At 71.8% G+C, this 17,137-nt stretch carries 15 protein-coding genes; 9 read left to right on the top strand and 6 right to left on the bottom strand.

Annotation, left to right across the window (positions count from 1 at the left end; translation table 11 throughout):
- Window positions 1-5: 5 nt before the first annotated feature.
- Window positions 6-818, bottom strand: coding sequence for a DUF6042 family protein (locus tag HNQ79_RS12405; RefSeq protein WP_185029976.1), 813 nt, complete (start codon window positions 816-818; stop codon window positions 6-8).
- Window positions 819-1,567: 749 nt separating this feature from the next.
- Here HNQ79_RS12405 and HNQ79_RS12400 point away from each other — a divergent pair.
- On the top strand, window positions 1,568-2,314 hold the full coding sequence (locus tag HNQ79_RS12400; RefSeq protein ID WP_185029975.1) for a phosphotransferase family protein: 747 nt from the start codon (window positions 1,568-1,570) through the stop codon (window positions 2,312-2,314).
- Window positions 2,315-2,324: 10 nt separating this feature from the next.
- Here the strand turns inward: HNQ79_RS12400 and HNQ79_RS12395 are convergent, their stop codons facing one another.
- Entirely contained in the window at window positions 2,325-2,735 is a 411-nt protein-coding gene (locus HNQ79_RS12395; RefSeq protein WP_185029973.1) for a hypothetical protein, read from the bottom strand.
- A gap of 428 nt (window positions 2,736-3,163) precedes the next feature.
- Window positions 3,164-4,384, bottom strand: coding sequence for a lipase family protein (locus HNQ79_RS12390; protein ID WP_185029971.1), 1,221 nt, complete (start codon window positions 4,382-4,384; stop codon window positions 3,164-3,166).
- Between the two features lie 449 nt (window positions 4,385-4,833).
- On the opposite strand from HNQ79_RS12390, the gene HNQ79_RS12385 reads away from it, so the two are divergent.
- A complete protein-coding gene (locus tag HNQ79_RS12385) occupies window positions 4,834-5,811 on the top strand; it encodes a zinc-binding dehydrogenase (RefSeq protein WP_185029969.1) in 978 nt (325 codons plus the stop codon).
- Window positions 5,812-6,230: 419 nt separating this feature from the next.
- On the opposite strand, the gene HNQ79_RS12380 is transcribed toward HNQ79_RS12385, so the two are convergent.
- Window positions 6,231-6,488, bottom strand: a complete 258-nt coding sequence (locus HNQ79_RS12380) for a hypothetical protein (protein WP_185029967.1) — start codon at window positions 6,486-6,488, stop codon at window positions 6,231-6,233.
- Window positions 6,478-6,714, bottom strand: coding sequence for a hypothetical protein (locus HNQ79_RS12375; RefSeq protein ID WP_185029965.1), 237 nt, complete (start codon window positions 6,712-6,714; stop codon window positions 6,478-6,480). The genes HNQ79_RS12380 and HNQ79_RS12375 overlap by 11 nt, the downstream gene beginning before the upstream one ends.
- Before the next feature lie 441 nt (window positions 6,715-7,155).
- Between HNQ79_RS12375 and HNQ79_RS12370 the strand changes: the two genes are divergently transcribed.
- The 6 genes from HNQ79_RS12370 to HNQ79_RS12345 all read left to right on the top strand — a co-directional run bounded on the left by HNQ79_RS12370 (window position 7,156) and on the right by HNQ79_RS12345 (window position 15,969).
- The gene (locus HNQ79_RS12370; protein WP_229923430.1) at window positions 7,156-8,142 is read left to right on the top strand and encodes a LacI family DNA-binding transcriptional regulator; all 987 of its coding nucleotides are present in this window, start codon (window positions 7,156-7,158) and stop codon (window positions 8,140-8,142) included.
- A gap of 388 nt (window positions 8,143-8,530) precedes the next feature.
- Window positions 8,531-9,892, top strand: a complete 1,362-nt coding sequence (locus tag HNQ79_RS12365) for an ABC transporter substrate-binding protein (RefSeq protein ID WP_185029963.1) — start codon at window positions 8,531-8,533, stop codon at window positions 9,890-9,892.
- Window positions 9,893-9,954: 62 nt separating this feature from the next.
- Entirely contained in the window at window positions 9,955-10,860 is a 906-nt protein-coding gene (locus tag HNQ79_RS12360; protein ID WP_185029961.1) for a carbohydrate ABC transporter permease, read from the top strand.
- Window positions 10,857-11,753, top strand: a complete 897-nt coding sequence (locus HNQ79_RS12355; protein WP_185029959.1) for a carbohydrate ABC transporter permease — start codon at window positions 10,857-10,859, stop codon at window positions 11,751-11,753. The genes HNQ79_RS12360 and HNQ79_RS12355 overlap by 4 nt, the downstream gene beginning before the upstream one ends.
- Window positions 11,750-13,828, top strand: a complete 2,079-nt coding sequence (locus tag HNQ79_RS12350) for a beta-galactosidase (protein WP_185029957.1) — start codon at window positions 11,750-11,752, stop codon at window positions 13,826-13,828. The genes HNQ79_RS12355 and HNQ79_RS12350 overlap by 4 nt, the downstream gene beginning before the upstream one ends.
- Entirely contained in the window at window positions 13,825-15,969 is a 2,145-nt protein-coding gene (locus HNQ79_RS12345; protein WP_185029955.1) for an alpha-galactosidase, read from the top strand. The genes HNQ79_RS12350 and HNQ79_RS12345 overlap by 4 nt, the downstream gene beginning before the upstream one ends.
- A gap of 148 nt (window positions 15,970-16,117) precedes the next feature.
- Here HNQ79_RS12345 and HNQ79_RS12340 read toward each other — a convergent pair whose 3' ends face one another.
- Window positions 16,118-16,519 carry a hypothetical protein gene (locus HNQ79_RS12340; protein ID WP_185029953.1) on the bottom strand — a complete coding sequence of 134 codons (402 nt, stop codon included), beginning with the start codon at window positions 16,517-16,519 and terminating at the stop codon, window positions 16,118-16,120.
- Window positions 16,520-16,583: 64 nt separating this feature from the next.
- On the opposite strand from HNQ79_RS12340, the gene HNQ79_RS12335 reads away from it, so the two are divergent.
- Entirely contained in the window at window positions 16,584-17,069 is a 486-nt protein-coding gene (locus HNQ79_RS12335; RefSeq protein WP_185029951.1) for a TetR/AcrR family transcriptional regulator, read from the top strand.
- Window positions 17,070-17,137: the final 68 nt, after the last annotated feature.

The raw sequence follows: 17,137 nt of genomic DNA, 5'->3' as shown, positions 1-17,137 counted from the left end.
CCGCGTCACGCGTCGTCGCCCCCGATGCCCAGCCGGATCCGGGTCGCGTGGAAGTGCTCCCAGTCCATGACCAGGCGGAAGCGCTGGTGTGCCTCCAGGCGTTCCGCGTCGGCCAACTCGCGGCCGCGGTACACCTGGGCGTCCCCGGACTGCGCGAACTCCGCGAGGGCGAGGCGGACGTTGTCGGCGTCCTGGCCGGTGGCCGTCGCCAGTCGGTCCAGGGAGGTGAGGATCTCCTGCGGTTCACCCAGATCGTCGACCAGGTGGTTGACGAGGGTGTTGACGAGCGGGCCGGTGCGCATCGTCCAGCGGTTCCTGTCGAGCCGTTTGGTCAGCTCGGGGTCCAGGGCCAACAGGTCGCCGGGCAGCGGTAGTACGGCGGGCATCGTCCACCGGGTGCCCTCCGGCGTCTCCTCGCGGCCGGCCAGGCCCCACGTCAGGTAGAGCTCGGACAGGTCCCGCACCGTTTTGGGTACCGGGAAGCCTGCGGCCGTCAGCATGGCGCCGAACTGCTCCCAACGACGCGCCTCGCATGCCTCTCGGCCTTCCGGCTCGTCCTCGTAGTCCCACTCCCCATCGGGCCAGAAGAACGTGAGAGCACCGTCGAGATCGCCACCGATCATGTCCCAGTGGCCCCCGCAGATCTCTTGAAGCAGGTCGTCCAGCGAGCCGGTGCAGCCGTGCTGGCTCGCGGTCCCGATCAGCATGGTCAGTGCGAACCCCTGGCGGGGCACGACATGTTCCCATCCCGAGAAGAACCAGTCGTTGTGCAGGGCCAGGTCCTCGCGCGGACCGGGTACAGAGGGGTTCTCAGTCATTCGCGGCTCCTCCTGGAAAACGGCCGGACGCTCGCAGCGTACGCACTGCGGCACGGCATGCTTGCCCGGACGGCCGACTCGGGCTGGATGGTCCGGCCGGCCCGGATCGCCGACGAGCATGCCCCCCGGTCGCCTCTCGTACGAGACGGGGTGGCGCCGGTGCAGACGTCTTTGCCGCCCTCACACGTCCCGGCCAGCGCGAGGTCGGCCGTGCCTGCCGTCCCGGTATGGTCGCCGTCCTGTACCTGGCGGGGATGCCCTCCTCGCGCTCGGTACTGACCGAGCGTGGTCACGCCGACGACGTCGGTCGAGTCGCTCGTCCTCCCGACGAGCCGCCCTCGCCCGCGCCGTGAGTGCCTGCGTCGGGTGGCCGGGGAGCGGGTACGCAGTGGTCAGGTGTTGAGGACGAGCAGGGCCGCGAGGGCGGGGCCGAACGCGCCGCCGAGGCGGTAGCCCAGGTTGCCCCTGATCACGGAGACGGGCTGCGCCAGGTGCTGGAGGCCCTGGGCGACACGGACATCAAGTGAGCCCCGCCCGACCAGAAGTGGCGGTGGGCCGCCGGAGGAAGGGAGGCCCGGTGGCCGCGGCGGTCACCGGGAAGTCCCTGTGTGCCCCGGACCTCGCGGCTTGATCTCGTCAAGGGTCGGTGTCGCGCACGCGCTGTCAGGTGGCGGGACGCGGTCGGCTGCGTCATCGCACCCGATAAAACAGGCGACTTCGTCGCTCACTTCCCGGGATAGTGATCGCCCATGGATGAGGTCGAAGTCGTGGTCGCCCACTCCGAACGCGCGACCCTGCGCGTCGGCGACGTGTTCCTTAAGGTGGACGCCGATCAGGCGCGTATGGACGTCGAGGTCGAAGTGATGTCCCTCGCGCCGGTCCCGACCCCCAAGGTCCTGTGGCGCAGACCGCCCGTGCTGGCGCTCGCCGCACTTGAGGGAACGACGCTCGGGCGCCTCGGCGGACCGTCGACCGGCTCGTCGGCGGCGTGGGCCGCTGCGGGCGCCGCCATCCGGAAGCTGCACGAAGCACCGCTGCCGCCCCTGCCGGGCCGGGCCGGCCAGAGCACTGCTGCGCTGGCGGCGAAGCTCGACGCCGAATGCGAGTTGCTCGGGACGAACGGTCTCCTGCCCGCCGACCTGGTGACCCGCAACCGCCGGGTCGCCGAGGCCGCGCTCCGGCCGTGGACTCCGGCGTTCACGCACGGCGATCTGCAGATTGCGCACGTCTTCGTCGACGGCGACGAGGTGACCGGCATCATCGACTGGTCCGAGGCGGGCCGGGGTGATGCTCTGTACGACCTCGCCACCTTCACGCTCGGACACGAGGAGCACCTCGCCGACGTCCTCGCGGGCTACGGCACCGACATCGACCTCGACGTGATCCATGCCTGGTGGTCGTTGCGAAGCCTGCTGTCAGTTCGCTGGCTGGTCGCGCACGGCTTCGACCCGTTCGCGCCGGGCTGTGAGGTCGACGTGCTGAGATCCCGGGCGTGAGGCACGGCGGTCACCTCGCCCGCACCCCCAAACCCGCCGCGTAGAAGGGACGGGCTGCGTCGACAGCGGCGAGCAGGTCGATCCGCTGCTGGGCGTCGCGGAACCGGCCGTGCTTCTGCACGAAGTCCGCCAGCAGGTCGAGCCACCGACGGCAGAAGGCGAGGTCGGACTCGCGCCGTACGCTGGCTCCGTCCACGTCCAGCCACGTGGCACCCGTGTGCGACCACGCCCGCTCGGCCAGCACGTCGGGGTGCGCTCCGCCCGTACAGCGGGCCGCCACCCAGGTCGGCTCCCGCACCTCCACGTCGAGCGACACCGCGAGCGGCCCGTCGCCCTCGGCGGAGCCGAGCACACGCCCGCCTGCCGTGACCAGTTCGAGCCGGCGTGCCTGGGGCCCGTACGCGGCTGCCGACAGGGGCACGCTCCGGCCCCGTCCGACCGACGTTCGCCGACTCGCCACGGCGGCGGGCATCGCTGCCCCTCGGTCCTCGAAGAACACGGGCAGACCGTGCGTTGGCTGTCGCGAACTGAGCAACAGGAGCGCCCGGGCATACGGACTATTCCCCAGGACGCGGGCCTGGTTCGCGGGCCCAGGGGCCGCGAGGCCCCGCACGAGGCGCAGCTGATCCTCGATCGTCCTCCCTGACAAACAGTCTGCTCTGCTACCGCTCCCACCCCGCAACGTTCTTCGGACGGTGCGGGACCGGGTCACAGGCCCTCCGGGACGTGCTTGCGAGTGCCGGGGGTGGTCGCCCCGCTACCTCGGAGGTCGGAGCGCCGACCGAGGGACGGCGCGGCGCGCGAGGCAACCCCGACGCCGGATGGTGCCCGACCTGTCGGTGACGTGCTTCAGTTGGTCCCTGCCGCATCGTCGAAGAACTCGATGATGCGGGGCAGAGCTTTGCGCACCGATCCGTTGTGGTCGTAGTCACCGACGTCGATCAGCCGGTGGGCGGCGCCGTTGCTCGTCAACTGGGCTGCGCAGTAGGCCGAGTGGCTGGGGAGGACGTCCTTGTCGCCACCGCCGTAGAAGATCTGCACCGGTACTTTCGGTCGCCAGTTGCACGTGTTGTCCATCGGGTACAGCCTGTCCTTCAGGACACCGTCCGGCTTGCGGATCTTGCTCAGGAAGTCCTCGGTGAACAGGTCCTTGGAGGCAGCCGGGAGCGCGCCGAGGATCTCGTCGGTGGTGTGATGACCGTCGAAGAGGCTCTCGACGCTGCTGTCGTAGGGGGAGCGGAAGGCTTCGGCGGGCGAGGTGTAGAGGCCGTACATCTTGTTCCAGGCGGTGACGAAGTAGGCGAGGTAGATGGCGGATTTGTCCATCTTGTCGTCGGCTGCTGCGGCCTCGAAGGCCGAGAGATTGTAGGGGCCGCCGACCGGGGCGAGTGCCCCGAGCCTGAAGTAGCGGTCGGCGCCCTCCTGCTGGAGCGCCCGGCCCACCAGCATGGTCGCGGGGCCGCCCTGCGAGAACCCGCTGACCTGCACCTTGCGTTTCAGCTCCCGGCCGCTGCGGTGGACGAAGGTCCGGGCCGCGCGCAGGCCGTCCACCGAGGCCGCGACGGTGGCTCCTGGGTCACCGTACGGGTGGAAGCCTTCGCCCGAGCCGAGGCCCACGTAGTCGGGCGCCGAAACGGCCCGCCCGGTCGAGGCGAGCAGCAGGGCGACGAGCCGGTCGTTCGACTTCGGGTTCTCCGAGGCGACGTCCTTGCGGTGGACGGTGGTGCCGTGCAGCCAGGAGACGGTGGACAGGTGGCGCGCCCTGTTCTTGGGCAGGACGACGAGCTGGCTTGCGGTCGTGGGCGCGCCCGCGCTGTCAGTGGTGCGGTAGGTGACCCGATAGGCGGTCACGCCATAGCGCACCCGGGACGAGTCGATCTTTTCCCGGAGCTCCTCGGCCACCTCCTCCGCCGTAAGGTCGGCCGCTTGCTCGACGGAGACCAGGGCCCCACCTCGTACCCGCTCACCGTGGGAGCCGGTCGCCGCCGAGACCGGAGCCACCAGGGCGGACACACTGCCGAGAACCGCCGCACCAGCCACAATGCGGATGCTTGTTCGCTGTAAAGTCATGGCCGAATCGTGCCCGTCGGCCGCGCCACTCGGACATGGGGCAACCACCCGGGCCGCAACGGGGGGTACCCCCCGCGGGGTCGTAGGGCATGACCGCAGCCCTACGGCGCGGACACCACCGTGGGCAGTACGGTCACCGCGCGGAGGACCTCGGTATGCCCGCGCCGGTGAGCTACCGGTCGCCCCGCCTCGGCGCACGACGCCGGAACGGCGGACATGCGCACGACGCGGGCAGCGAGTTCCGTCACTCCTCGACCGTCAGGTCCGCTCCGCCGTCCCCGTGCTACCGCGGCAGATGCCTGCACCTCGCCTCTACGGCCGGAATCGCCCACCTCATAGCTGTGTGAGAACGGGGCCGTCGCAGGCGACTCGCGGAGTGCTTGACCTCAAGGGGAGTTGAGGAAACAGAGTGTGGGTTGTCCATAGGAGCCACGCCGGAAGGAACAGTCATGCGAGCCGTCGTCCTGCACGAGTTCGGACCCGCCGAGAACCTCCGCTACGAGACCGTGCCCGACCCGGTGCCGGGGCCGGGCCAGGTCCGGGTGTCGGTGCGCGCCGCGGGGGTCCACCAGATCGAGACGGCGATGCGACAGGGGCTGGACATCGGCCCGCCGCTCCCCGCGCTTCCTGCCGTCTTCGGCGGAGAGGTGGCCGGTGTCGTCGACGCGGTCGGTCCTGACGTGGACGAGGGTTGGATCGGCACCGGCGTGACGACCCGTCACGGCATGCCAGGAGGCTACGCCGAACTCGCCGTCGCCGACGTGGCCTCCCTGCACCGGATCCCGGCCGGACTGGGCTACGAGGCCGCCGTCACCATGGTCGTGACCGGCACCACCGCGATCGGCCTGCTCGACATCGCGGAACTCACCCCCGACGACCTCGTCCTGGTCACCTCCGCCGCCGGCGGGATCGGCCGCCTTGTGGTGCAGTACGCCCACCGCCTCGGCGCCACGGTCGTCGGCGCGGCGGGTGGACCGGCCAAGACGGTGGCCGTACGGGAACTGGGAGCCGATGTTGCCGTCGACTACAACGAGGCGGACTGGACGGACACCGTCCGCGACGCCCTGGGCGGGCGCGGTGTCACGGTCGTCCTGGACGGCGTCGAGGGCGACAAGGGCCGGGCCGCGTTCGGGCTGCTCGCCGAAGGCGGGCGCTACCTCAGCATAGGCGCGGCCTCGCGGGAGGAGTTCCGGCCCGACGAGACGGAACTCAAGGCGCGCGGCGTGAGTTTCACCGACGCGCTGGATCTGCTGCTGCGGGGGCAGGACGCCTCCGCCGACGAAGCACGCGCGCTCGCGGCGGCCGCCGACGGCAGCCTGGTACCGGCCTTCCAGGCCTTCCCGCTGTCGCGGGCCGCCGAGGCGCACACTGCCCTGAAGGCGCGGGCCACGACGGGGAAGGTCGTTCTCGTCCCCGAATCCCGCTGAGCCAGTGCGTCCGGGGCGGGGCGCCCCCACTGTGTGCGCGCGTCCGGGGCGGGGCGCGCGCCCGTATCGAGGTGGTGCCCGAGTGCGCCCGCAGGTAGATCTTCTGTGCCGGGAGGCCCCCTCGCGGTGGGGCTCCCCTCGAACGAATCGCTCATCCTCGGGACCTCTTCGGTCGTCGGCAGAGACCTGTCAGGAGGACGGGAAGCAGCGGGCGCCGTCTCTCCCAGTGCCGTCATGTGCGCCACCCCGGCCACCGCCTCCGGCGGGGCACCGGCACGCAGCATGTCCGTATCGGTGGGGCGCGGCGATACCGCGTGGGCCGTGATCCCGCGCCGCCCCAGTTCCCGGGACGCATGTCTCCGAGCAGTAGACACCGCAGCGTCCCGGACGCCATCGGATCCGGGGCGCTGCCGCCATGTTCAGGCTTCGACGTACGCCACGATCGTGACCGTCCGCAGAGCCGTCACATAGAAGATCACGCGAACACCGTCGACCTCGTCGACGTAGTCGCGCAGCAGGGTCCCGGGCACCTCGGTGCCCAGCTCCGGGTTGACGCTGATCGCGACGATCGCGCGGTCCAGTCGGTGCGTCTCGCTCGCGGTGAGCTTCGCCAGCTGGGTGAGCGCGGGCTCCACCATGACGACGCGCGAACGGCGCGCCCCGTGCTCAGGCGACACGGGGCTGCTCGTCCGCGAGGCGCGCGAGGTGAGCGTCACGGGCGGCCTCCCACGGCACGCCGGACTCGGGCGAGGGGTAGCCGTTGGCGGCGATGTCCTCCAGGACCGAGGCAAGGACGTCCGTCTTGGCGCGCTCCGCGGCCGCGTACGCACGGGCCGATGCAGCGGCGTGCTCATCGAGGGGCTGACGGTCGGGCACGGGCGCGGGTGCCGGCTGCTGGCTCATCCGGGGCTCCTGGGCTTCTCTCTGGCGTGTGCCACCACGGTATCGCTGGTGCGGTTCGCCGAAGCCCGGTACGTACGATCCGGCCCCCTGTCTCGTCTGCGTGCTGGGGAGCGGTCGACTCCTCCGGACAGCCGCAGTCCTCTCTTCCTCCCATTGCCCTGACCCCGATCACGCGCGCTGAGACCGGCGCCGACATCCCCGCCATCCGCGACATCAGCAGAGCCCGCCGTGCAGTGGCGGCGGCACGACGCCGGGTGTCTCGGTGGCGGCACGTTGGATCATGCGGTCGACCCCGGGCGGGGGCGGTGCCGCGAGCGGAGTCACCGGAGAAGGACGGGAGCGGTGCGCGGGCGGCTGGGGATCCGGAACGGGCGCACGACCTGCGGTGTCACGGTGTGAAGTAGGGTGGCGAGCCGTACCGAGGGAGCGTGCGCGTTGGCAGTGCGGGTCACCATGGCCGATGTCGCCCGGGCGGCCGGAGTGTCGACGGCGACCGTCTCCTACGTCCTCTCCGGCAAGCGGGCCGTCGCCGGGGGGACCCGGAAGGCGGTGGAGGCGGCCATCGCCGAGCTGGGCTTCACCGTGAACACGGCGGCGCGGAGCCTGCGGACCGGGCGTTCGAGCATCGTGGCGCTGGTGGTGCCCGATCTGGCCAACCCCTTCTACGCACAGCTCGCGGCCTCTCTCCGGGAGGAACTGCGGCCCCTGGGTCTGCACGTCATGGTCTGCGACACGAAGGCGGACCGGGACGAGGAGCGGGCGTACCTGCGGGAGGCCGTCCAGCAGCGGTTCGCGGGCGTCGTGATCACGCCGTTCCGGCTGACGGCGAAGGACTTCCTGCTGCTGTCGGAGGCGGGCATCCCGGCGGTGGTCAGCGCCGATCTGCCCTTCGGCGAGACAGACTTGGTGACCCCTGACGCGCGGGCCGCCATGCGTGCGGCGCTGACGGAGGTGACGGGCGCCGGACGCCGGCGCATCGCCATGATCGCCGGTCCCCGGGACGCCACCGGCGGCGATCCCCGGCTGGAGCTGCTGCGGGCCCTGGCCGTCCAGTTCGGTCTCTCGTTGCCCGGACGGCTGGTCGTGCGGGGCGAGCACACCCGGGAGGCCGGCGCCGCGGGTTTCGCGCACCTGATGGGGGTGAAGCACCGGCCGGACGCCGTGTTCTGTGCGAACGACGCCGTCGCGATCGGTGCGATGGACAAGGCGGAGGAACTCGGGGTCGGTATTCCCGGCGATGTCGCGCTGATCGGCCACGACGACGCGTCGTTCGCGTCGTTGGTGCGTCCGCGGCTGACCACGGTCCGGTACTCGGCCGTCGATGTGGGGAGGGCCGCGGCGCGGCTCCTCGTCGAGCGCCTCGACGGACGTGTGACGCGCAGGACCGTGCGGGTGAAGGCGGAGTTCGTCCCGCGCGAAACCGTGTGAAGCGGGCCGCGAAACCGTGTGACCCCGCGCCACCAGCCCGCCAGCCCGCCCGGCGGTGACCCGGCGTCCCTCTGCGCGGCGCGCGGGGGGTGCCGGGCAGCCTGCCGTACCTGTTCCCCGCGGGTGCCGAGCTGTGGCATCCGGCCCGGACTGACGCGTAATCGATTACGTCTGTTTCCGGCGTTGACTGGAAGGGCTTGACCCGCGGAGTGTTCGTGCAGCTCAGAGTGGATTTTCGCCGCATCGGGTGCCTACTTGCACGCATTACGAATCGGTCGCACACGCCATGAAGAACAGAAGAACTGTTGACTTTCGTTGATCTCTGTTGTGAAGGTAGCCGCCATCGCCCTGCTCAGGCGTACCCCCCGGCTCGAAGGAGAGCAGACTCATGGCAGTTCGCAATCGCGGTTCGGTCGCCCGACGCGGCTCCGCCGGGGGCGTGGTCCTCATCCTCGCGGCGCTGAGCGCCTGCGGCGGCGGGCAGGACGAGGACGACCGGACGGCGTCCGCCGCGTGCGAACCGGCGTCGGGCAAGGTCACCCTCGACTACTGGTCCTGGGTTCCCGGCATGCAGAAGGCCGTCGACCTCTGGAACAGCCAGAACCCCGACGTGCAGGTCAAGCTCAAGTCGACGCCGGCCGGCAACGTCGGTACATACCAGAACCTGTCCAACGCGCTGAAGGCCGCCAAGGCCCCCGACCTCAGCCAGATCGAGTACGACTCGCTGGCCAGCTTCCGCCTCAAGGGCGGGCTCAAGGACATCGCCCAGTGCGCCGGCATCCCGGACGCCGCACCGAAGTTCGCCGACTGGACCTGGTCGCAGGTGGACTTCGGCGCCGGCGGCAAGGACGGCGTGTGGGCGGTGCCGCAGGACACCGGCCCGATGGCGCTCTACTACCGCAAGGACGTCTTCGACAAGCTCGGCCTGGCCGCGCCGACGACGTGGGAGGAGTACGAGGCCGCCGCCCGGAAGATACAGGCGGCGAAGAAGGGGCAGTACATCACCCACTTCTCGCAGACCGACCCCAACTGGTTCACCGGCCTGCTGTGGCAGAACAAGGCCCCCATGTTCGAGCGCGAGGGCGACAGGTGGAAGGTGACCGTCGACCGGCCCGAGAGCCGCAAGGTGGCCGACTACTGGCAGAAGCTCATCGACGACAAGCTCGTCGCCACCGACCTCCAGGGCTTCTCCCCCGCCCTGTACAAGGCGTGGAACGACGGTGAGGTCGTCACCTGGATCAGTGCCGCCTGGGGCTACAGCACCATCCGCGACAACGCGAAGTCCACGTCCGGGAAGTGGGCCGTCGCGCCCATGCCGCAGTGGGAGAAGGGCGGGCAGCAGGCGGGCAACTGGGGCGGCTCCACCACCGCGGTCCTCACCGGCAGCAAGTACCCGGCCGAGGCCGCGAAGTTCGCCCTGTGGCTGAACACCGACGCCAAGGCGCTGGAGATCCTCAACCGCGAGGGCGGCCTCTACCCCGCCGCCAGGACCGGGGCCGACCTGCCCGCACTGAAGCAGCCGGTCGACTTCTACGGCAAGCAGAAGATCTTCGACGTGTTCGCCGAGGCGTCGCAGAACGTCGACACCGACTTCACGTGGGGCCCGACGATGACCGACACCTACCGCTTCCTCAGCGACGGCACCGCGAAGGCCACCGGCGGCGGCAGCACCCTCGCCGAGGTCCTGAAGGCCACCGCCTCCCAGAGCGTGGAATCGCTGCGCAAGCAGTCGCTGGACGTGACGGACTGACCCTCCGGCCGGTCTCCCCCTCGTCCCCGCTCCGCCGGTACGGCCCAACCCGAAGGTCACCCGTGACGACCACCCGCACCCCGGCGACGACACCCCGCCGCCGCACGCTCGCACCGTTCGCGTTCCTCGCCCCGTTCCTCATCCCCTTCGTGCTCTTCACCCTTGTGCCGGTCGGCTACGCGTTCTGGCAGAGCCTGCACAGGACCGAGCGCACGGGGGGCACCTTCGGCCGCACCGAGACGGTCTTCGCCGGGTTCGAGCAGTACGCCGACGTCGTCTCCGAGCCATTCTTCGTGGACAGCCTGGTGCGCGTGGCGCTCTTCGGCCTGGTGCAGATCCCCGTGATGCTCGCCCTCGCGCTGGCACTCGCGCTCCTGCTCGACTCGGCGGTCGCCCGTCTCAAGCGGTTCTTCCGCCTGGTCTACTTCGTGCCGTACGGCATCCCCGGCGTCGTGGCCGCACTGATGTGGGCCTTCCTCTACGACCCGCAGCTCTCCCCCGTCGTCGGCCTGCTCCGCTCGGCGCACCTGGACGTCGACCTGCTGGGGCCCGGCGCCGTCCTGTTCTCCATCGGCAACGTCGTGACCTGGACGTACACCGGCTACAACATGCTGATCATGTACGCGGCCCTGCAGGCGGTGCCCGCCGACCTCAGCGAGGCCGCGCGGGTGGACGGGGCCGGGGCGTGGACGATCGCCCTGCGCATCAAGGTGCCGGTCATCCGGCCGGCCCTCGTACTGACCGGCGTGTTCTCGCTGATCGGCACCTTCCAACTGTTCACCGAACCACAGGTGTTCCGGGCCATCTCCACCAGCGTGACCAGTACCTACACCCCCAACCTGGCCGCCTACTCACTCGCCTCGAGCGACCGCTACAGCGAGGCCGCCGCGCTCTCGGTACTGCTCGCCGTGGCCACCTTCGCACTGTCCTTCCTGTTCCTTCGCTTCACTGCCAGGAGGCAGGGATGACCCTCCTCACCCGTACCGAGGGCGCACACGCCCCGGTCCCCGGCCGCCCGCGGCGCGGCCCCGGCCTGTCGGCCGTGCCGGCGTTCGTGTTCATGGCGCTCGTCGCCGGCTACATGCTGCTGCCCGTCTACTGGCTGCTCGTCTCCGCCACCAAGAGCCAGGGCGACCTCGTCAGCACGCCCGGTCTGCTCCTCGCCGACTGGCACCTGGGCGAGAACCTGAGCGCGCTCTTCGCCCAGCAGGACGGCGTGTACGCGCGCTGGCTGCTCAACAGCCTCGCCTACGCCGGAGCCGGTGCGGCGATCGGCACGCTGCTCGCCGCCATGGCCGGATACGCGCTGGCCGTCTACCGGTTCAAGGGACGCGAAGCCGTCTTCTCGGTGATCCTCGGCGGTGTGCTGGTGCCCGCCACCGCGCTCGCGCTGCCGCTGTTCCTGCTCTTCGCCGAAGTCGACGCCACCAACACCTTCTGGTCGGTGTTCCTGCCCAGCGTCGTCAGCCCGTTCAGCGTCTACCTGGCGCGGATCTTCGCCGCCGCCTCCATACCCGAGGAGGTCATCGAGGCGGCCCGCATCGACGGCGCGGGCGAGTGGACCATCTTCCGCACCATCGCGCTGCGGATGATGTCGCCGGCCCTGGTCACCGTCTTCCTCTTCCAGTTCGTCGTGATCTGGAACAACTTCCTGCTGCCGCTGATCATGCTCCAGGACGAGCGGCTCTACCCGGTCACCCTGGGGCTGTTCACCTGGCAGTCGCAGACCAGCCGGGTGCCCGAGCTCCAGACGCTGACCCTGGTCGGCGCCCTCGTCTCGGTCGTACCGATCGTGCTCACCTTCCTTCTGCTCCAGCGCTACTGGCGCGCGGGCCTGGCCGCCGGGGCGGTGAAGTCATGACCTCCCCTTTCCGGGCTTCGGCGGACACCCCTGCCGACCCCCTGGACGCGCTCGCCGAGCGGCTCGGCGGGATCGCCTACGGGGGCGACTACAACCCCGAGCAGTGGCCGAGCGAGGTCTGGCAGCAGGACGTACGCCTCATGCGCGAGGCGGGCGTCAACCTCGTCACGCTCGGGGTGTTCTCCTGGTCCCGCCTCGAACCCCGGCCCGGCGTCCACGACTGGGATCTGCTGGACACCGTCCTGGACCTGCTGCACGAGAACGGCATCGCGGTCGACCTCGCCACCCCCACCGCCGCTCCCCCGCCCTGGTTCACCAGGGCGCACCCCGCCTCGCTCCCGCAGAACGCCTCGGGCACCCGCCTGGCGCACGGCAGCCGGCAGGCGTTCTGCCCCAGCAGTCCGGACTACGCACGGGCCGCCGACGCCGTCGTCACCGCGCTGGCGCAGCGGTACGCCACGCATCCGGCCGTGGTCCTGTGGCACGTGCACAACGAGTGGGGCAACCACAACGCCCTCTGCTACTGCGACACCAGCGCCGCCGCCTTCCGCGACTGGCTCCGCCGCCGGTACACCACCCTGGACCGGGTCAACGACGTCTGGGGCACCGACTTCTGGGGTCAGCGGTACGGCGACTGGGAGGAGATCGGCCCGCCGCGCGAAACCACCGCCTTCCGCAACCCAGGGCTGGAACTCGACTACCGGCGCTTCTCCTCCGACGCCCTGCTCGACCGGCACCGGGCGGAGAGCGCGCTGCTGCGCGACCTGGCGCCCGGCATCCCGCTCACCACCAACCTGCTGGGCACCCTGGAGAAGAAGGTCGACGGACACGCCTTCGCCCGGCACTGCGACATCGTCTCCGTCGACCACTACCTCGTCGCGGCCGATCCCGGCAACCACGTCGACCTGGCTCTCAACGCCGACCTCGCCCGCGGCATGGCCGGCGGCCGCCCCTGGCTGCTCATGGAGCACTCGACGTCCGCGGTCAACTGGCAACCCGTCAACGTGCCCAAGGCGCCCGGTGAGATGCGCCGCAACAGCCTCACCCACCTGGCCCGCGGCGCCGACGGCATCCTGTTCTTCCAGTGGCGGCAGTCGCGGGCGGGCGCGGAGAAATGGCACTCCGCGATGCTCCCGCACGGCGGCACCGACACCCGTACCTGGGCCGAGGTCACCGCCCTCGGCGCCGAACTCGCCTCGCTGGCCGAGGTGCGGGGCACCCGGGTGCGGGCGGACGTGGCGCTGCTCTTCGACTGGCACGCCTGGTGGGCCCTGGAACTCGACGCCCGGCCCTCGGAGCGGTTGCGCCACCTGGACACGGTCAGGGACTGGTACGGCGCCCTGTGGGACCTCGGCATCACCTGCGACCTCGTGGCCCCGGACGCCGACCTCACCCCGTACCGGGCCGTCGTCGCCCCCAGCCTCTACCTGGTGTCCGACTCGGACGCCGACGCCCTGCACACCTTCGTACGGGGCGGCGGCCACGCCGTGTTCGGCCCGTTCAGCGGGGCCGTCGACGCCCACGACCGGGTACGGACCGGCGGGCACCCCGGCGCCTTCCGCGACCTGCTGGGTCTCGTCGTCGACGAGTACCTCCCCCTGCGGGAGGGCGAGTCGGCGCTGCTGTCCGACGGGTCCCGCGCCGGGCTGTGGACCGAGCGCATCGAGGCGCGCGGCTGCACCGCCCGCCTGCGGTTCGCGGACGGACCCGACGGGGGCCCCGCCCGGGGCGGCCCCGCCGCCACCCGCCACTCCTACGGCGCCGGCGCCGCCTGGTACGCCGGGGCGGCCCTGCCCGCGCGGTCCCTGCGCGACCTCCTCGACGCGGTGTGCCGGGAGGCGGGGGCAGCCCCGGCGGCGGCCGTCCCCGCCGGGGTCGAGGCGGTGCGCCGCAGCGCCGGCGACCGCGCGTACCTTTTCCTCGTCAACCACACGGACCAGGAGGCGACCGTGCCCCTCGAAGGTCACACACGGCTCGACGGTACGGCGCTGCCGGGAGGCGCGAGCGTCCCGCCGGGCGGAGTCGTCGTCCTGCGGGAGCAGGCCGCACCGGGCCGGGAAGCGGATCGCCGATGACGCTCGCCGAGACCGACCGTCGTTCGGGGACCGTGCTCCTGCGCGCCGGCGGCACCTGTTACGTGCTGCGCGTCGACACGGCCGCCGGCACGGTACGTCTGCTGCACTGGGGAGCGCCCGTCGGCCTGGCGGACGCCGTCGCGTCGGCGGAACCGGACGCCGGGGGCAGCAGCTTCCACAGTCCGCTCGACGGCACGGAGGAACTGGCCGTCGACGGCCAGGTGCGGTTCGCCCCGCCCGCCCTGGAGGTGCGGTACGCGGACGGCACCGGCGCGACCGAGCCCGTCGTGGACGGCTACGGGATCCGTGCGGACGCCGGGGGCGCGGAGCTGTCCGTGCGGCTGCGCGACGCGGACCGCCCGCTCGGGTGGGACCTGCACTACCGGGTGCGCCGCGACTGCCCCGTGATCGAGCGCTGCACCGTACTGCGGCACACGGGTGCGCCCGCGGAACGGCCGCTGACCCTGCTGCGGCACTCGGCCGCGCAGTGGAACCTGCCCGTCCTGCCCGCCTACCGGCTGAGCTCCGTGCACGGGCAGTGGGCGGGCGAGTTCCAGCTGCGGCGGACCCCGCTCGCCGTCGGCGAGACGACCCTCACCAGCAGACGCGGCCACACCGGCCACCAGAGCAACCCCTGGCTCACCCTCGACGCGGGGGACGCCACCGAGGAGAGCGGCGAGGTGTGGACCGTCGCCCTCGCCACCGCCGGGAGCTGGCGCATGACGGCGGTGCGTTCCGCCGAGGGCCGGTGCAGCGTGCTGGGCGGCAGCGGTCACGAGGGCGTGGAGCTCTCCCTCGCGCCGGGCGAGAGCTGGACGACCCCGGTGAGTACGGGGCTGTACGCGGCCGACGGGTTCGGGGCCGCGTCACGGGCGTACCACGCGTACGTACGGGAGCACGTGCTGCCCGCGCCCGGGGAGATGCGGCCGGTGCTCTACAACTCCTGGGAGGCGACGGCCTTCGACGTCACCTTCGAGGGGCAGCGGGAACTGGCCGCTCTGGCCGCACGGGCCGGTGCCGAGCTGTTCGTCGTCGACGACGGCTGGTTCGGGGACCGCGACAGCGACCGGGCGGGGCTCGGCGACTGGAACCCCCGGCCGGCCGCCTTCCCCGAGGGACTGCGTCCGCTGTCCGACCACGTCCATGCGCTCGGCATGCGCTTCGGGCTGTGGGTGGAGCCGGAAATGGTCAACCCGGACAGCGATCTGTTCCGCGCACGGCCGGACTGGGTGCTGCACCTGCCCGACCGCACCGCGCACCCCCTGCGCCACCAGTTGGTGCTGGACTTCTCCCGGCCGGAGGTCACCGACTGGGCCTTCGCATGGCTGCTGCGCACGGTCGACGCGTTCGACGTGGACTTCCTCAAGTGGGACTTCAACCGGTCCTTCACCGAGGCGGGCTCCACCGGTCGCCGCTCCGACGGGCGCAGGGTCTTCGTGGAGCACGCCCTGGGCACCCACCGCGTCCTGGACCGGCTGCGCGCGGCACGGCCGGACCTGCGGATCGAGACCTGTTCGGGCGGCGGCGGACGCGTCGACCTGGCGAGTCTGGCCCGTAGCGACCAGGCGTGGGTCTCGGACAACACCGACGCGGTGGACCGGCTGGGCATCCAGTACGGCTTCTCGCAGCTCTATCCCGCGCAGGTGATGGGCGCCTGGGTGACCGACAGCCCGAACCCGTACACCCGCAGGGCGGTGCCCCTGCGTTTCCGCCTGCACAGTGCGATGGCCGGGGCGCTCGGCCTCGGCGGCGACCTGACGCGCTGGACCGAGGCCGATCTGGCCGAGACGGCCGCGTACGTGGCCCGCTACAAGGAGGTGCGGTCCACGGTCCAGACCGGTGACCTGTACCGGCTGGGCTCCCCGGCGGACGGCTCCCACGCCGTGCAGTACGTGGCACGCGACGGCGGCGAGTGCGTGGTCCTCCAGTGGCGGGCGGGACCGCCGCAGCGCGGGGCGGTGCCCCGGTTGAGGCTGCGCGGACTGGCTCCGGAGGCGGCGTACCGCGTCGACGACGACAGCGGGGCACTGCCGGCGGGGACGGAGCGCACGGGCGCCGCCCTCGCGGCGTACGGGTGGAGCGCGGAGCTGCCGCCCGCGGAATACGCCAGCAGGATGCTGGTGGTGCGCCGGACGCGGTGACCGTACGGGACGCATGCGCGTGCCCACGGGCAGGAGTGCGCCCCGTACGGACGTGACGCGGCAGGGGGTTCGGGGTCCGGCAGGTGGCTCGGGGCCGGCGGGTTCCCGGCGCCCGGTGTCCGGCGGGCTCTCAGTGTCCGGTGGGCGCTCAGTGTCCGGTGGGCGCCGTGGGCCAGGCGAGGCCCGCGTCGCGCACGCCCGCGGTGAGGGCCGCCGCGTATGCGTCGACGTCGCCGCCCGTACGGTCCAGGGCGGTCCGGTCGAGGACGAGCCGCAGCCCCTCGTCCGTGTGGGCCAGGACGCACGGCGTCAGGGCGTCGCTCGCCGCGCGCACTTCGGCACTGCGCTCGTTGCGGTGGACGAGGTCGAACGGGACCGGCAGCGACTCCACCCAGGCGCTCCACTCGGGCTTCGCCCGGACCCCTCGGTGCGTGACGTCACAGAGCCCGCAGTGGCCGCGGCCGGTCAACTTCCGCGCCGCATAAGAGAGTTCGCCGATGAGGCCGCCGTCGGCATGGTAGACGCCCGTCAGGCGCAGGATCACGGTCATCGTCACACTGTCGGTGACGGCGTGCGTTCCGGCAACGCACCGGCCCGGATGTCGGCGGGCCGACGTGTCCCGCCCCTCCGTGTACAAGGAGTTCGGCAGTCGCGCCGGCCTCGGCCGTGCTCTGGTGACCAGCGAGACACAGGAGTTCTTCGCCCGTCTCGCCGACATCCTGTACCCGGGCCTGCCCGACACGCAGGCCTCTCTCGAAGCCGCCATCCTCCACCTTTTGCTCCAGACGGACGAGCATCCCCTCCTGCGCGCGGTCGTCGAGGCCGCCCGGGAAGGCTCGGACAGCCTGCTCCCCTACCTCACGGCCCGCGCGGACCCCGTTTTCGACACGAGTCAGGCTCTGCTGCGGGACTGGCTGAGCGAGCGCTGCCCCCTGCAGGAAGCACAGATCATCGAGGACGCGGCGGACATCACGGTGCGCATGACCATCAGCCACCTGATCCTGCCGGGCCGGCCACCGCACCACACCGCCCGCCGGTCGGCGGCAGCGGTGGCGGTGGCGAAGCTGCTGGACCGCCCCCGGCACCCCGCATCCGGCTGACCGGCAGGCGCGCGGACCCCGGTGGGCCGCGCCCGCGCACCAGGGGTGCCTGAGCTCGGCCGGGCGGC

This window comes from Streptomyces candidus (genome assembly GCF_014207445.1).
Taxonomy (GTDB): Bacteria; Actinomycetota; Actinomycetes; order Streptomycetales; family Streptomycetaceae; genus Streptomyces; species Streptomyces candidus.
Note: the sequence above shows the minus strand (reverse complement) of the source record. Positions and strands in the feature narration are given on the sequence as shown.

Excerpts from the sequence above, each read along its gene's own strand:
- HNQ79_RS12405 (WP_185029976.1), bottom strand. The coding sequence starts at position 818 with ATGACTGAGAACCCCTCTGTACCCGGTCCGCGCGAGGACCTGGCCCTG.
- HNQ79_RS12400 (WP_185029975.1), top strand. The coding sequence starts at position 1,568 with ATGGATGAGGTCGAAGTCGTGGTCGCCCACTCCGAACGCGCGACCCTG.
- HNQ79_RS12390 (WP_185029971.1), bottom strand. The coding sequence starts at position 4,384 with ATGACTTTACAGCGAACAAGCATCCGCATTGTGGCTGGTGCGGCGGTT.
- HNQ79_RS12385 (WP_185029969.1), top strand. The coding sequence starts at position 4,834 with ATGCGAGCCGTCGTCCTGCACGAGTTCGGACCCGCCGAGAACCTCCGC.
- HNQ79_RS12375 (WP_185029965.1), bottom strand. The coding sequence starts at position 6,714 with ATGAGCCAGCAGCCGGCACCCGCGCCCGTGCCCGACCGTCAGCCCCTC.
- HNQ79_RS12365 (WP_185029963.1), top strand. The coding sequence starts at position 8,531 with ATGGCAGTTCGCAATCGCGGTTCGGTCGCCCGACGCGGCTCCGCCGGG.
- HNQ79_RS12355 (WP_185029959.1), top strand. The coding sequence starts at position 10,857 with ATGACCCTCCTCACCCGTACCGAGGGCGCACACGCCCCGGTCCCCGGC.
- HNQ79_RS12350 (WP_185029957.1), top strand. The coding sequence starts at position 11,750 with ATGACCTCCCCTTTCCGGGCTTCGGCGGACACCCCTGCCGACCCCCTG.
- HNQ79_RS12345 (WP_185029955.1), top strand. The coding sequence starts at position 13,825 with ATGACGCTCGCCGAGACCGACCGTCGTTCGGGGACCGTGCTCCTGCGC.
- HNQ79_RS12340 (WP_185029953.1), bottom strand. The coding sequence starts at position 16,519 with ATGACCGTGATCCTGCGCCTGACGGGCGTCTACCATGCCGACGGCGGC.